General features: G+C 63.2%; 15 protein-coding genes and 1 pseudogene. 8 read left to right on the forward strand and 8 right to left on the reverse strand.

Annotation, left to right across the window (positions count from 1 at the left end):
• The first annotated feature begins 216 nt into the window (after positions 1-216).
• A complete protein-coding gene (sstT, locus tag H7995_RS16920) occupies positions 217-1,449 on the forward strand; it encodes a serine/threonine transporter SstT (RefSeq protein WP_166590784.1) in 1,233 nt (410 codons plus the stop codon).
• A gap of 65 nt (positions 1,450-1,514) precedes the next feature.
• Here the strand turns inward: sstT and H7995_RS16925 are convergent, their stop codons facing one another.
• Complete coding sequence (locus H7995_RS16925) at positions 1,515-2,024, reverse strand: DUF1993 domain-containing protein (protein WP_159994581.1); 510 nt, start codon at positions 2,022-2,024, stop codon at positions 1,515-1,517.
• Between the two features lie 128 nt (positions 2,025-2,152).
• On the opposite strand from H7995_RS16925, the gene H7995_RS16930 reads away from it, so the two are divergent.
• Positions 2,153-2,800 carry a YceH family protein gene (locus tag H7995_RS16930; protein ID WP_185818640.1) on the forward strand — a complete coding sequence of 216 codons (648 nt, stop codon included), beginning with the start codon at positions 2,153-2,155 and terminating at the stop codon, positions 2,798-2,800.
• A gap of 36 nt (positions 2,801-2,836) precedes the next feature.
• Here the strand turns inward: H7995_RS16930 and H7995_RS16935 are convergent, their stop codons facing one another.
• Entirely contained in the window at positions 2,837-3,655 is an 819-nt protein-coding gene (locus H7995_RS16935) for a shikimate 5-dehydrogenase (RefSeq protein WP_166590787.1), read from the reverse strand.
• Positions 3,656-3,900: 245 nt separating this feature from the next.
• On the opposite strand from H7995_RS16935, the gene H7995_RS16940 reads away from it, so the two are divergent.
• The 3 genes from H7995_RS16940 to H7995_RS16950 all read left to right on the forward strand — a co-directional run bounded on the left by H7995_RS16940 (position 3,901) and on the right by H7995_RS16950 (position 4,966).
• Positions 3,901-4,254 carry a hypothetical protein gene (locus H7995_RS16940; RefSeq protein ID WP_166590788.1) on the forward strand — a complete coding sequence of 118 codons (354 nt, stop codon included), beginning with the start codon at positions 3,901-3,903 and terminating at the stop codon, positions 4,252-4,254.
• A 247-nt stretch (positions 4,255-4,501) separates the two neighbouring features.
• Positions 4,502-4,696: a hypothetical protein gene (locus tag H7995_RS16945; RefSeq protein WP_166590789.1), complete on the forward strand. Its 195-nt coding sequence runs from the start codon at positions 4,502-4,504 to the stop codon at positions 4,694-4,696.
• 114 nt (positions 4,697-4,810) lie between these two features.
• Complete coding sequence (locus H7995_RS16950) at positions 4,811-4,966, forward strand: hypothetical protein (RefSeq protein WP_185818650.1); 156 nt, start codon at positions 4,811-4,813, stop codon at positions 4,964-4,966.
• Here H7995_RS16950 and H7995_RS16955 read toward each other — a convergent pair.
• Positions 4,963-6,024: an AI-2E family transporter gene (locus H7995_RS16955; protein WP_166590790.1), complete on the reverse strand. Its 1,062-nt coding sequence runs from the start codon at positions 6,022-6,024 to the stop codon at positions 4,963-4,965. The genes H7995_RS16950 and H7995_RS16955 overlap by 4 nt on opposite strands.
• A gap of 156 nt (positions 6,025-6,180) precedes the next feature.
• Here H7995_RS16955 and trhP point away from each other — a divergent pair, with 156 nt between their 5' ends.
• Entirely contained in the window at positions 6,181-7,506 is a 1,326-nt protein-coding gene (trhP, locus tag H7995_RS16960) for a prephenate-dependent tRNA uridine(34) hydroxylase TrhP (RefSeq protein ID WP_182344015.1), read from the forward strand.
• Between the two features lie 171 nt (positions 7,507-7,677).
• Here trhP and H7995_RS16965 read toward each other — a convergent pair whose 3' ends face one another.
• Positions 7,678-8,994, reverse strand: a complete 1,317-nt coding sequence (locus tag H7995_RS16965; protein WP_166590822.1) for a Na+/H+ antiporter family protein — start codon at positions 8,992-8,994, stop codon at positions 7,678-7,680.
• A 1,363-nt stretch (positions 8,995-10,357) separates the two neighbouring features.
• On the opposite strand from H7995_RS16965, the pseudogene H7995_RS28860 reads away from it, so the two are divergent.
• Both H7995_RS28860 and H7995_RS28865 read left to right on the forward strand, forming a co-directional pair.
• Positions 10,358-10,504: pseudogene (locus H7995_RS28860) on the forward strand (HAMP domain-containing protein); the annotation flags it as partial.
• Positions 10,505-10,606: 102 nt separating this feature from the next.
• Positions 10,607-11,362, forward strand: coding sequence for a methyl-accepting chemotaxis protein (locus H7995_RS28865; RefSeq protein ID WP_371927853.1), 756 nt, complete (start codon positions 10,607-10,609; stop codon positions 11,360-11,362).
• Positions 11,363-11,411: 49 nt separating this feature from the next.
• Here H7995_RS28865 and H7995_RS16975 read toward each other — a convergent pair whose 3' ends face one another.
• The 4 genes from H7995_RS16975 to H7995_RS16990 are packed head-to-tail and all read right to left on the reverse strand — an operon-like array spanning position 11,412 to position 14,013.
• Positions 11,412-12,725, reverse strand: coding sequence for a sensor histidine kinase (locus tag H7995_RS16975; RefSeq protein ID WP_182344011.1), 1,314 nt, complete (start codon positions 12,723-12,725; stop codon positions 11,412-11,414).
• The gene (locus H7995_RS16980; protein ID WP_166590794.1) at positions 12,722-13,390 is read right to left on the reverse strand and encodes a response regulator transcription factor; all 669 of its coding nucleotides are present in this window, start codon (positions 13,388-13,390) and stop codon (positions 12,722-12,724) included. Before H7995_RS16980 ends, H7995_RS16975 begins: the two co-directional genes overlap by 4 nt.
• A gap of 3 nt (positions 13,391-13,393) precedes the next feature.
• Positions 13,394-13,705 (reverse strand): PepSY domain-containing protein, encoded by a 312-nt coding sequence (locus tag H7995_RS16985; RefSeq protein ID WP_166590795.1) that lies wholly within the window; start codon positions 13,703-13,705, stop codon positions 13,394-13,396.
• Positions 13,705-14,013: a PepSY domain-containing protein gene (locus H7995_RS16990; protein WP_185818642.1), complete on the reverse strand. Its 309-nt coding sequence runs from the start codon at positions 14,011-14,013 to the stop codon at positions 13,705-13,707. The genes H7995_RS16985 and H7995_RS16990 overlap by 1 nt, the downstream gene beginning before the upstream one ends.
• Between the last annotated feature and the right edge of the window lie 114 nt (positions 14,014-14,127).

Consider the following 14,127-nt stretch of genomic DNA (forward strand, 5'->3'; position numbering starts at 1 on the left):
GAATGCGTCCCCGTACCGCAGCAACACGCACCGAACCGCGGAACCTGCTGGCGTCAGATCGTCACACGCCTGCAGGATACGGCCTACGCTGTGCTAAAGTCCGCGCCCGCGAAAGACTGGACAGTTCGCGTTGCCTGCCGGTTCCGCCAGCCTGCCCCCGTGTTGCTGGCGGCCCCCATGGATTCACGGCACCCTAAAAAAATCAGAGATACCGTTATGACTGCTGCCCCGCCTACTCTCTTGCAAAGACTCAAACGCACCAGCCTGGTCACCCAGATCGTCATCGGCCTGATCGCCGGGATTGCCCTGGCCCTGCTTGCGCCTGACGCGGCGAAGTCCACCGCGCTCATCGGCAAGCTCTTTGTCTCGGCACTCAAGGCCGTCGCACCGATCCTGGTGTTCGTGCTGGTCATGGCTTCGATCGCCAACCACAAGCACGGTCAGGAAACCCACATCCGCCCGATCCTGTTCCTGTATCTGCTGGGCACCTTTGCCGCGGCAGCAGTCGCGGTGGTGGCCAGTACCCTGTTCCCATCGAACCTGGTGCTGGCGACCCACGAGGCGACGATCAGCGCACCGGGCGGGATCAGCGAAGTCCTGCAGAGCCTGCTGCTGAGCGTGGTCGACAACCCGGTCAGCGCGCTGATGAACGCCAACTTCATCGGCATCCTGGCCTGGGCCATCGGCATGGGCGTGGCCATCCGCCATGCCGGCGAAACCACCCGCACCGTACTGGGCGACCTGTCCAACGGGGTGACCCTGATCGTGCGCCTGGTGATCCGTTTTGCGCCGCTGGGTATCTTTGGCCTGGTGGCCTCGACCCTGGCCACCTCGGGCTTTGGTGCGCTGGTCGGCTACCTGCACCTGCTGGCCGTGCTGCTGGGCTGCATGCTGTTCGTGGCACTGGTGATGAACCCGGCCATCGTCTACTGGAAACTGCGCCGCAACCCCTACCCGCTGGTGCTGACCTGCCTGCGCGAAAGCGGGATCACCGCCTTCTTTACCCGCAGCTCGGCAGCCAACATCCCGGTCAACCTGGAGTTGAGCAAGCGCCTGGGCCTGCATGAAGACACCTACTCGGTTTCCATCCCGCTGGGCGCCACCATCAACATGGCCGGCGCGGCGATCACCATCACCGTGCTGACCCTGGCGGCCGTGCACACCCTGGGTATTGCCGTGGACATCCCCACCGCCATCCTGCTGAGCATTGTCGCGGCCATCTGCGCCTGTGGCGCCTCGGGTGTCGCCGGCGGCTCGCTGCTGCTGATTCCCCTGGCCTGCAGCCTGTTCGGCATCCCCAGCGATATCGCCATGCAAGTGGTGGCCGTCGGTTTCATCATCGGCGTGTTGCAGGACTCGGCGGAAACTGCCCTGAACTCCTCCACCGATGTGCTCTTCACCGCCGCAGCCTGCATGGCCGAAGAACCCAACCGCGAACAAACCGCCTAAAACCCGCCGCAACAAAAAGCCCGCCCCGGTTCTCACCAGGGCGGGCTTTTTTGTCGCGCGGGGGTTTAGAACGCGCCCATGTAATCGCGCTTGCCGACTTCCACACCGTTGTGACGCAGGATCGCGTACGTGGTGGTGACGTGGAAGAAGAACTGCGGCAGGCCGTAGGTCAGCAGGTACGACTGGCCACTGAAGCGCTTTTCCTTCGGCGTGCCCGGACGGGTAACGATCTCGATACCTTCCTTGCCATCGATCTGCGCAGGCTGGATGCCGTCGATGAACGCCAGGACCTTGGCGATCAGCGCTTGCAGCTCGGCGAAAGTCACTTCGCTGTCGTCGTACTTCGGCAACTCGACTTCAGCCAGGCGGGCCGAAACGCCCTTGGCAAAATCCACGGCGATCTGCACCTGACGCACCAGCGGGAACATGTCCGGGAACAGGCGCGCCTGCAGCAGGGCATTTGGGTCGATGTTTTTGGCCGTGGCATGGGCCTCGGCCTTGTTCAGCACATCGCTCAGGGCATTGAGCATTTGCTTGAAGACCGGAACGGATGCAGCGTACAGAGAAATAGTCATGGCAGTCTCGCTGGAGAGTGGGGCTGTGAAGGATGGCGCGATTATAGCCATGCCTGAGGCGCGGTGCGGCTTGTCTTTTACTGTGCAAGGATTAGGCTAGACGGCTTCGACTGCATAGGGAAAGCGCGATGAGCACAGAACCAGAGACGTCCACCGAAGATTTGCGCCTGAGCAGCACCGAGCTGCGCATCCTCGGCTCCTTGATCGAGAAACAGGCCACCAGCCCGGAAACCTACCCGCTGACCCTCAATGCGCTGGTCATCGCCTGCAACCAGAAAACCAGCCGCGAACCGGTGATGAACCTGAGCCAGGGCCAGGTCGGCCAGAGCCTGCGCGCCCTCGAAGGGCGCGGCTTCACCCGACTGGTGATGGGCAGCCGCGCCGATCGCTGGGAACATCGCCTGGACAAGGCGCTGGAGCTGGTGCCGGCCCAGGTGATTCTCAGTGGCTTGTTGTTCCTGCGCGGACCGCAGACGGTCAACGAACTGCTGACCCGTAGCGGGCGCATGCACGACTTCGAAGATGCCGAGCAAGTCGTGCATCAACTTGAACGCCTGATCGCCCGGGGTCTGGCGATGCTCATCCCGCGCCAGGCGGGCCAGCGCGAAGACCGCTACATGCACGCCTTGGGCGACCCGGCGGACATCGAAGCGATCCTCGAAGCGCGCCAGAACCCGGCGGAACGTGGCAGTGCCAGCGGCGTGTCGCTGGAGCGCCTTGAAGAACTGGAAGCGCGAATAGCCGCGTTAGAGGAGCGCCTGGCCCGGCTCGAGTAGCCCCGCCAGGCCTGTCTAGCCTGCCCCGCTGCCTGGTCAGGCGCGGGCAAACGCTACCGCTTGCTGGAATTGCGCTTCGCTGGGGCGAACGCCGGTGTACAGCACAAACTGCTCCAGCGCCTGGATGGCGATGACTTCAAGGCCGGTGATTACCTGCTTGCCAGCCGCCCGAGCCTGCACGATCAGCGGCGTTTCCGACGGGATCGCCACCACATCGAACACGGTCTGCGCCCCCTCGATCACCTCGGCCGGGAACGCCAGCTGCTCGGCCTCGCTGCCACCGGCCATGCCGATGGGCGTGACATTGATCAGCATCTGCGGGCGCTCCTCGCCCAGTTCCGCTTGCCAGCGATACCCCAGCGAGTCGGCCAGGGCGCGCCCGGCGTGTTCGTTGCGGGCCAGGATCAGGCCGTTGCGATAGCCACCATCGCGCAGGGCACTGGCAACGGCCTTGGCCATGCCACCGCTGCCGCGCAAGGCAAAGCTCGATGCCTGGGGCACCGCGTGGCTCTTGAGCAGTTGTGCGATCGCGATGTAGTCGGTGTTGTAGGCCTTGAGATGACCGTTGGTGTTGACGATGGTGTTGATCGAGGCGATGGCCGCCGCCGACGCATCCAGCTCATCGACCAGGGCAATGCAGGCTTCCTTGAACGGCATCGACACCCCACAGCCGCGAATACCCAAGGCCCGAATCCCGGCCACCGCCCCCGGCAGGTCCTGGCTGCTGAACGCTTTGTAGTAGAAGTTCAGGCCCAGTTGCTCGTACAGATGGTTGTGGAAACGCAGGCCGAAATTTCCGGGGCGCCCCGACAATGACATGCACAGTTGGGTGTCTTTGTTCGGGTTCATCAGCATGTGGAACTCCTTCGCTAAACACTTTCAGACCAACGGGATTAGCCAGCCCGCAAGCGTTGATCAATCATGACGAGGTACCCGGCCCTGTTGGCGTAGCCGGGTCCGGACGGCGCTACAGACCTTACACAAAATTTACCCAGGCGCCTCGTGAATTCGCCAAAAAACGTTGTCTGAGAGGTATCCCCGCGACACTTGCTGGCTCTATCGCAGAACCAGGCGCCGGGGAGACACAACGAGGAACCATCATGCTCCGTAAACTCCCTGCAATTGCCATGCTGATCGGAGCCTTCGCTGTCGCAGGACAGGCTCAGGCCCACGGTGGTGGTTACCACGGATGGGGCGCGCCGGCGGCAGTCGGCGCGGTAGTGGGTGCCGTGGTCGCAGGCTCGGTGATCGCCAACTCGCAACGCCCGGTGTATGTCCAGCAACCGGTCTACGTCCAGCCGCAACCGGTGTACATCCAGCAACCGCCGCCGGTCTACTACCAGCCGCAGCCGGTGTATGTGCAACAACCGATCTACTACCGCCCGGCGCCGGTGTACTACGGACCACCCCATGGTTATTACGGCCCACCCCGGTACTACGGTCCGCGCTGGTAATCGCTGGCGGATAAAACCCACAGGCCTCGCATCGCAACGGGGCCTGTTGTCGTTTTGCAGCCGATTCCATGTCTGAGTAAATCTCGCCAAGGTCGCTGCCGGGACAATGCCTGCGGCAAGATGGCGCATGATGGATCCGACGAATACCCTGGCTTGCGTCGCCCAGGTGTCATATTTATGTCATGGCAGAACCGCAAGCTCTGTTCTGTCCGTCACAAACGGTTAATAAAAACAAGGACGACCCTCTATGCCCACGCAAAACCCGCACCGCGTTGTCGGACTCTGCACCTCCAGCAAGGTCTATAGCGCGCTGACCGAACTCAAGCACCTTGAGGGCCATCGCAGTGCCAAGTTTCTCTCCCTACTGGCCGAGAACCTGGTGCGCAAAGGCCTGCTCAATGAACACGAAGTGATGAACATGCTCGACCAGGTCGTCGACTGACCGCCCCAACGCCGTCAATGTCCACTATCGAGCGCGTTGATTGTCCGCAGAATCAGCGCACCGGTAAGGTACCTCCATCGATTGATGGAGGTACTTATGCCCAAGGTTCAGATCATGTCCGTAATTGGTAGCGCCGTGCCCGCGCCCCTCAGGGAGCAGGGATTGCTCGCCTGTTGGTACCTGGTGCAGGACGGCGAGGCCATCAGTGGTCCACTGACCTCGCTGCCCGCCGCCCAGGCCCTGTCGCAACGCATCACCCTGAGTGCTTAAGGCAACTGCACCCGCGGCTTGGTTTCGACGTACAGCGCCCAGCTGGAGATAAACAGCGCGGCGATCAACGGACCAATGACAAAACCATTGAGCCCGAAAACCGCCAGGCCGCCCAGGGTCGAGATCAGGATCAGGTAATCCGGCATCTTGGTGTCCTTGCCCACCAGAATCGGGCGCAGCACGTTATCCACCAGGCCAATCACGAACACCCCGAACAACCCCAGGACCACCCCCTGCCAGACCGCACCGCTGAGCAGGAACCAGGCCGCCACGGGCGCCCAGACAATCCCCGCCCCCACCGCTGGCAACAGCGACAGAAACGCCATCAACACTGCCCAGAGCAACGCACTGGGAATGTCCAGGAACCAGAAGATCAGCCCACCCAGCGCGCCCTGCGTGACGGCCACCAGCAGGTTGCCCTTCACCGTGGCCCGCACCACGCGGTTGAACTTGAGTTGCAGGCGGCGTTTCTGATGCTCCTCAAGGGGCACCGCCGTGCGCAGCTTGCGCGCCAGCTCCGGGCCGTCGCGTAAAAAGAAGAACAGCAGGTACAGCATGATGAAAAAACTCACCACGAACTCAAACGTGCCCTGACCGAAGCTGAACGCCTGGGTGGCAAAGAACTCGCTGCCCTGCATCGCACCCTTGACGATTTTTTCCCGCAGGCCACTCAGGTCGCCCATGCCGAACCGATCCAACAGGTGCTGGAAGTACGGCGGCAGGCTGTGCTTGAACTGCGCCAGATAGCCGGCAATGTCCAATTCGCCGCTCTCGATATTCTTGTAGAGCGTGGACCCCTCCTGCACCAGCAAGGCGCTGATGATGATCACCGGCAAGATCGCAATCACCAGGCACACGCTGAGGGTAAACAGCGAGACCAGGTTGCGTTGCCAGCCAAATTTCAACTGCAGCCGATGCTGCAACGGGGCAAACACAATGCCCAGGATTACCGCCCAGAACACCGCGCCGTAGAACGGCAGGAGAATCCAGATAAACGCCAGGGTGACCAGGACCAACAGGACCATCAGGGATTTGTTCTGTATCGAGGAGTGGTTCATGTCCGATCCATGTCTGATAGACGCCGACTGCGCCTTACAGGTTAGTCAGCCACGAAACGCCCGAGTGCCGTGATTTCTTCAGCGAACATAGATCCAGATCAATAAACGCCCCGCGCACCTGCCCTACCCTCGCGCCCTTTTGCGATCGACGCCACCATGACTCTCGCCACACCCGAACTGCTCGCCCCCGCCGGCACCCTGAAAAACATGCGTTACGCCTTCGCCTATGGCGCCGATGCGGTGTATGCCGGTCAGCCGCGCTACAGCCTGCGGGTGCGCAACAACGAGTTCGATCACGCCAACCTGGCCCTCGGGATCAGCGAAGCCCAGGCCCAGGGCAAGCGCTTCTACGTGGTGGTCAACATCGCCCCGCACAACGCCAAGCTCAAGACCTTTCTCAAGGACCTCGAACCGGTGATTGCCATGGCCCCGGACGCGCTGATCATGTCCGACCCGGGCTTGATCATGCTGGTGCGCCGGCATTTCCCGCAGATGCCGATCCACCTTTCGGTGCAAGCCAATACCGTGAACTGGGCCAGTGTCGAGTTCTGGCAGCAACAGGGGCTGAGCCGGATCATCCTCTCGCGTGAGTTGTCCCTGGAGGAAATCGCCGAGATCCGTCAGCAGGTACCGGCCATGGAGCTGGAAGTGTTTGTCCACGGCGCGCTGTGCATGGCCTATTCCGGGCGCTGCCTGCTGTCGGGCTACCTGAACAAGCGCGATGCCAACCAGGGCACCTGCACCAATGCCTGCCGCTGGAAGTATTCAGCCCAGCCGGCGACGGAAAACAACGTGGGCGAGATCGTCCAGCAGTTTGCGCCGGAACCGACCCTGGGCCTCGGCACACCGACCGACCAGGTGTTCCTGTTGCAGGAAGCCAATCGCCCGGACGAACTGCTGCCGGCCTTCGAAGATGAACACGGCACCTACATCATGAACGCCAAGGACCTGCGCGCCGTGCAGCACGTGGAGCGCCTGACGCACATGGGCGTGCATTCGCTGAAGATCGAAGGCCGGACCAAGTCGCACTTCTATTGCGCACGTACCACCCAGGTCTACCGACGCGCGATCGACGACGCCGTGGCCGGCCGCCCGTTCGACCGCAGCCTGATGACGGACCTGGAGTCCCTGGCCCAGCGCGGCTACACCGAAGGTTTCCTGCGCCGCCACGTCCACGACGAGTACCAGAACTACCAGAACGGCAGCTCGGTCTGCGACCGCCAGCAGTTCGTCGGCGAACTGACCGGCGAGCGCCGTGAGCGCCTGGCCGAGGTCAAGGTGAAAAACCGCTTTGCCCTGGGCGACCACATGGAACTGATGACCCCCAAGGGCAACTTCCACTTCGACCTGCAGCAGTTGCAGAACGCCAAGGGCGAGCCGCTGGAAGTGGCGCCGGGGGACGGCCACATCGTCTACCTGCCGATTCCGGATGCGGTGGACTTGCAATATGGGCTGTTGATGCGGGATGTGAACAAAGACTGACGGTGGCCCTCGCGCCTACACAATCCCTCTAGGCACACACCCAAGACCTTGTAGGAGCGAGCCCTGCTCGCGATGGACGTCAACGATGACGCGGGTTTCCTGAATAAATGCGGCGCGCTCAGGTTTTTCGCGAGCACGCCGCAAGCGCCTCCAGAAGGTGTGTTCGAAGGTTTACAGCACCATCGCTGCCACCCAGCCAAACGCCAGCAACGGCAGGTTGTAGTGCAGGAAAGTCGGGACCACGGTGTCCCAGATATGGTGATGCTGGCCGTCGATGTTCAGGCCCGACGTCGGGCCCAGGGTCGAGTCCGAGGCCGGTGAACCGGCGTCGCCCAGGGCCCCGGCGGTGCCGACGATGCAGACGATGGCCAATGGACTGAAGCCCAACTGCACGCACAGCGGCACAAAGATCGCCGCCAGGATCGGCACCGTGGAAAAGGACGAGCCGATGCCCATGGTCACCAGCAGCCCAACCAGTAGCATCAACAACGCGCCGACGCCCTTGCTGTGGCCGATCCACGCCGCCGACGTCTCAACCAGGGTCTGCACTTCGCCGGTGGCCTTCATGACCTCGGCGAACCCGGAGGCGGCGATCATGATGAAACCAATCATCGCCATCATCTTCATGCCTTCGGTGAACAGGTCGTCGGTCTCGCGCCAGCGCACCACCCCCGATACCGAGAAGATCAGGAACCCGGCCAACGCGCCGATAATCATCGAGTCCAGCAGCAACTGGATGATGAAGGCGGCGGCAATCGCCAGCCCTGCCACCATCAACGTCAGCGGGTTGTACTGGACAGCCACCTGCTCGACCCGCTCGATCTTCTCCAGGTCATACACGCGCTTCTTGCGGTAGCTGACAAACGCCAGCAACAACCCGAAGACCATGCCCAACGCCGGAATACCCATGGCGTGGGTGACGTTGACGCCACTGATGTCGACGCCACTCTTGGCCACGTTGGCCAGCAGAATCTCATTGAGGAAGATATTGCCGAAACCCACCGGCAGGAACATGTATGGCGTGATCAAGCCGAAGGTCATGACGCAGGCGATCAAGCGGCGATCCAGTTGCAGCTTGGTCAGCACGTACAGCAGCGGCGGCACCAGCAGGGGAATAAAAGCAATGTGAATCGGCAGGATGTTCTGCGAGGCGATCGCCACCGCCCAGAGCAAACCGATCAGCACCCATTTGATCTGGCCACCGCCGTTGGCGTCCTGGCGATCCACCAGGGCCAGGGCTTTGTCCGCCAGGGCGTGGGCCAGGCCGGACTTGGCAATTGCCACCGCAAAGGCGCCGAGCAAGGCGTAGGACAACGCCACGGTCGCCCCGCCGCCCAGGCCACTGTTGAAGGCCTTGAGCGTCGCTTCCATACCCAGGCCACCGGTCAGGCCACCCACCAGCGCGCCAACGATCAGCGCGATCACCACATGCACGCGGGACAGGCTGAGCACCAGCATGACGCCAACCGCGGCAATTACTGCATTAATCATCGTTACCTCAAGGCACAGTCGCCGCTGAACGCGGCGCAAACGGGATGAGTCCGGCCTGCCAGCTGCAAGGGCCGACACCGGGTGGAATAGAGGTTTTATTAGAGGGCGCGCACTGTGCCGCAGCCCGCCGCGCTTGTCAAAAGCTACGCGGCCTCAAGAAAGCGCTGATGAGGCCGTTACAGGTCCAGGTCTTGGATATTTATCGATTAAGGGCGCCTCCATGTCACTCAGACAGCTGTCGATTCAATGGAAAATCACCCTGCTGGCCGGGCTGTGCCTGGCCGGCATCGTGACCTTGCTGGTGGGTCTGTCGTTGTATCGCATGGAGCACAGTTCCGAACTGGTCAAGGCATCGAGCATGAGCATGCTCAATGAAGCGGCTCAATCGCGCATCGAAGCCCAGGGCGAAGTCCAGGCGCTGGGGATTCGCCAGCAGTTCATGGACGCCTATCAATATGGCCATGGCTTCTCGCGCCAGGTGCTGTTTCTGCGCGAACAGGCCGAGAAACGGTTCCTCGACGCCTTCGACCTGCGCGAAGACCTGACCCGCCAGGTCAAGTCGGCGCTGCTGGCCAACCCGCAACTGCTCGGGCTGTCGCTGGTGTTCGAAGCCAACGCCCTGGATGGCAAGGATGAGCTGTTTGCCGGCCAGGAGGAACTGGGCAGCAATGACAAGGGCCGCTTTGCCCTGTACTGGTCGCAGCCGACCGCCGGCAAGCTGAACTCGATGGCGCTGCCCGAAAGCGACATGGCCGACACCCGCACCGGCCCCAGCGGCGAACCGGCCAATGCCTGGTTCACTTGCCCGCGCGCAACCCTCAAGCCCTGCGTGATCGAACCCTATTTCTATGTGATCGACGGCCAGAACGTGCTGATGACCAGCATCGTCTTCCCCTTGCTGGCGGATGGCAAAGTCATCGCCTCGCTGTCGGTGGACATCAACCTCAACAGCCTGCAGGCCGTCAGCCAGCAGGCGAGCCGCGAGCTCTACGACGGCCAGACAAGCGTCAGCATCCTCAGCCCGGTCGGCCTGCTCGCCGGCTATAGCCCGGACGCCAGCAAACTCAGCCAGCGCCTGGACGCGGTGGACCCGGACGGCGCCGAACTGCTGCGCATGCTGGGCGCCGCCCACCAGACCCAGAGCCTGCGCAGCCAGCAGCAACTCAAGGTGCTGTCGCCATTCGAACCGATTCCCGGCGGCAAGGCCTGGGGGGTGTTGCTCGACGTGCCGCAACAGGTCGTGGTCGGCCCGGCGCAGGCCCTGCAGGCCGAACTCGACGCCACCAACACCACCGGCACCCTGATCGAGTTGGCCCTGGGCCTGATCGCCGCGGTCATCGGCCTGCTGCTGGTGTGGCTGATGGCCCGCAGCGTGACCCGGCCGATTCTCGGCGTGGCCCGGATGCTCGAAGACATCGCCAGCGGCGAAGGCGACCTGACGCGGCGCCTGGCCTACGACAAGCAGGACGAACTCGGGCAACTGGCCGGCTGGTTCAACCGCTTCCTCGACAAGCTGCAACCGATCATTGCCGAGGTCAAACGTTCGGTGCAGGACGCCCGCAGTACCGCCGACCAGTCCTCGGCCATCGCCACCCAGACCAGCGCCGGGATGGAGCAGCAGTACCGCCAGGTCGATCAAGTGGCCACTGCCTCCCACGAAATGAGCGCCACCGCCCAGGACGTCGCCCGCAGCGCGGCGCAGGCGGCACAAGCGGCGCGCGACGCGGACCAGGCCACCCGCCAGGGCCTGACCGTGATCGACCGCACCACCGCCAGCATCGACAGCCTGGCCGCCGACATGAGCACCGCCATGGGCCAGGTCGAAGGCCTGGCGGCCAACAGCGAGAAAATCGGTTCGGTGCTGGAAGTGATCCGCGCCATCGCCGAGCAGACCAACCTGCTGGCGCTCAACGCCGCCATTGAAGCGGCGCGCGCCGGGGAAGCCGGGCGCGGCTTTGCGGTGGTGGCCGACGAGGTGCGCAACCTCGCCCGCCGCACACAAGAGTCGGTGGAGGAAACCCGCCAGGTGATCGAGCAACTGCAAAGCGGCACCCAGCAAGTGGTCGGCGCCATGGGCAACAGCCACCGCCAGGCCCAGGGTAGCGTCGAGCAGGTTGGCCAGGCCGTGACCGCGCTGCGCCAGATCGGCGACGCGGTGACGGTGATTACCGACATGAACCTGCAGATCGCCAGTGCCGCCGAAGAACAGAGCGCGGTGGCCGAAGAGATCAACAACAACGTGGCCACCATCCGCGACGTGACCGAGTCGCTGTCGGGCCAGGCCAATGAATCGGCGCGAGTCAGCCAGTCGCTCAACAGCCTGGCCAACCAGCAGCAGAGCCTGATGGATCAGTTCCGGGTGTAAACCACCGCCGGTGGGGCGACCAGATGCGCCCCACCGGCCTGATCGGCCATCAGATCCTGGGTAACTCGATCACTACCCGCAACCCGCCCCACTGGCTTTCTTCCAAACGCAATTGCCCACCCCACGCCTCGACGATATCGCGCACGATGCCCAACCCCAGGCCATGCCCGTCGGTCTGTTCATCCAGGCGCGTACCCCGGCTCAATACCTGGTCGCGCTGGGTTTCGGGAATCCCCGGGCCATCGTCTTCGACCGCCAGCACAAACCCCTCGGGCGTCTGCGCCACGCTCAGGCGCACCTCGGCATCAGCCCATTTGCAGGCGTTGTCCAGCAGGTTGCCGAGCAATTCCAGCAGGTCCTCGCGATCCCACGGCAGGTGCAGGCCGGCCGGCGCGACGTAACTGAGGTCCAGGTGCTCGCCGTGAATCATGTTCAGGGTTGCCAGCAGCCCCGGCAGCTCGGCATCACAATCAAACAACGCGCCGGGCAAGGCGTCACCGGCCAGTCGCGCGCGGTTCAGTTCACGGTTCAGGCGCTGCTGCACCTGCTCCAGTTGCGCCTGCAGGACTTTGCGCAGCTCGGGATGGGCATCGAGCTTGTCGCTGGAAGCCAGGCTCAGCAACACCGCCAACGGGGTCTTCAGTGCATGGCCGAGGTTGCCCAGGGCGTTGCGCGAGCGCTTGAGGCTGTCTTCGGTGTGCGCCAGCAGGTGGTTGATCTGCGCCACCAGGGGTTCCAGTTCTTCGGGGACCTGGGCGTCCAGTTGCGAGCGCTGCCCCTGTTGCAATTGAGCGATCTGCTCACGGGCGTTTTCCAGCGGCCGCAGGGCGCGGCGTACAGTGACCCGCTGCAACAACAGAATCAGGAGCAGGCCGGCCAGGCCCAGGCCCAGGCCGATCTGGCGCATACGCCGAAAGCTCTCCTGCACCGGGGTGTAGTCCTGGGCCACGCTGATGGAGATCGACTGGCCCAGGCGCCGGTAGTCCGAGCGCAGCACCAGCAGATGTTGACCCTCCGGCCCTAATTGCGGGTTGCTGTGCAGGCCGGGCTGCTCGAGCAACGGCAGCTCCTTGTCCCACAACGAACGCGAACGCCAGTGGGTGTCGGCAAAGTCGATGCGGAAATAATGCCCGGAGAACGGCCGCTGATAGGCCGGCGACAGGCGGCGCTCATCCAGTTGGATCCCCTGTGGGCCACGCACCAGGGCCACCAGCAGATTTTCACTGTCGTTGCGCAGGCCCGCTTCAAGGTAACGTTGCAGCCCCTGTTCGAACAGCCACAGGCTGGTCTGCACCAGCACCAGGCCGACAATCAGCAGCACACTGACCAGGCCCAGGCTCAAACGCCGCTGGATCGACCTCACTGCGCCTGCCCGCCGAACAGGTAGCCCTGGCCTCGACGGGTTTCGATCACGCTGCGCCCCAGCTTGCGCCGCAGGTGGTTGACGTGGACTTCGAGGACATTGGAGTCGCGCTCGGTTTCGCCGTCGTAGAGGTGCTCGGCCAGGTGGCTCTTGGAGAGGATCTGCTGCGGGTGCAGCATGAAGTAGCGCAACAGGCGGAACTCGGCGGAGGTCAGCTGGATATCGGCACCATCGCGCACCACGCACTGCCGGCCTTCGTCCAGATGCAGGCCGGCGGACTTGAGCGTCGGCTGATTGGCCTGGCCGTGGGAACGGCGCAGCAGTGCTTGAATCCGCAGGTGCAGCTCTTCGGGGTGAAAGGGTTTGGTCAGGTAGTCGTCGGCGCCCGCCTTGAGCCCCTCGATGCGTTCGGCCCAGGAGTCGCGCGCGGTCAGCACCAGCACCGGCGTGGCCAGGCCACCCGCACGCCATTGGCTGAGCACTTCCAGGCCCGGCATCCCCGGCAGGCCGAGGTCAAGGACGATCAGGTCATAGGGTTCGCTGCTGCCCTGGTACACGGCATCGCGTCCATCGGCCAGCCAGTCCACCGCGTAACCCTGGCGATTGAGTCCGGCCAGCAACTCGTCGGCCAGCGGCACGTGGTCTTCCACCAGAAGCAAACGCATCGATCAATCTTCCTTGTCTTTGAGTAAACGGCCGGTCCTGGCGTCCAGGTCCAGCTCACGCACCACGCCCTGGGGGGTCAGCAGTTCGACTTCATAAATGTAGACGTCATGTTTCTCTTCCAGCTCCGCCTCCAGGAGCTTGGCGCCGGGGTAGCGGTCCAGCGCCTGCTGCAGCAGTTGCTCCAGCGGCAGGATCACGCCTTGCTGGCGCAGGCGCAGGGCTTCGTCCTGATCGAGATCGCGGGCCACTGCCAGTGAACAGACCGCCAGTAGCGCCAGGGCAGCCAGCCCATAAGCGCGCAGATTTACCTTCATTACGTATCCTGATGATCCTTGAGTAGCTGCCCGGTGACAGCGTCCAATTCCAGGTCCCACTCAATGCCTTGTTGGTCACGCAACTCGATCTGATAGATGTACTTGCCGTACTCTTCTTCCAGTTCGGTTTCGGTAATGGTCGCGCCGGGGTGTTTGGCCAGTGCGCTGGCATTGAGCTTCTCGAAAGACACAATGGTACCAGCGTCACGCAATCTCAGGGCTTCATCCGGGCCCAGGTCGCGGGCGTGGGCCAGGTTGGCCGTCAGGGCGACAAGGCTGGCGGTGAACAGGGTGATCAGGGTTTTCATCGGCGGTCTCCAGATCCGTAGGGACCCAGACTACCGGCAACAACTTAATTGAAACTGAATCGTCATCATCGATGGACGGCGTACACCCACCCCGCAAGCCAGGCTTGCACAACG

Source organism: Pseudomonas kielensis, from assembly GCF_014236655.1.
Taxonomy (GTDB): Bacteria; Pseudomonadota; Gammaproteobacteria; order Pseudomonadales; family Pseudomonadaceae; genus Aquipseudomonas; species Aquipseudomonas kielensis.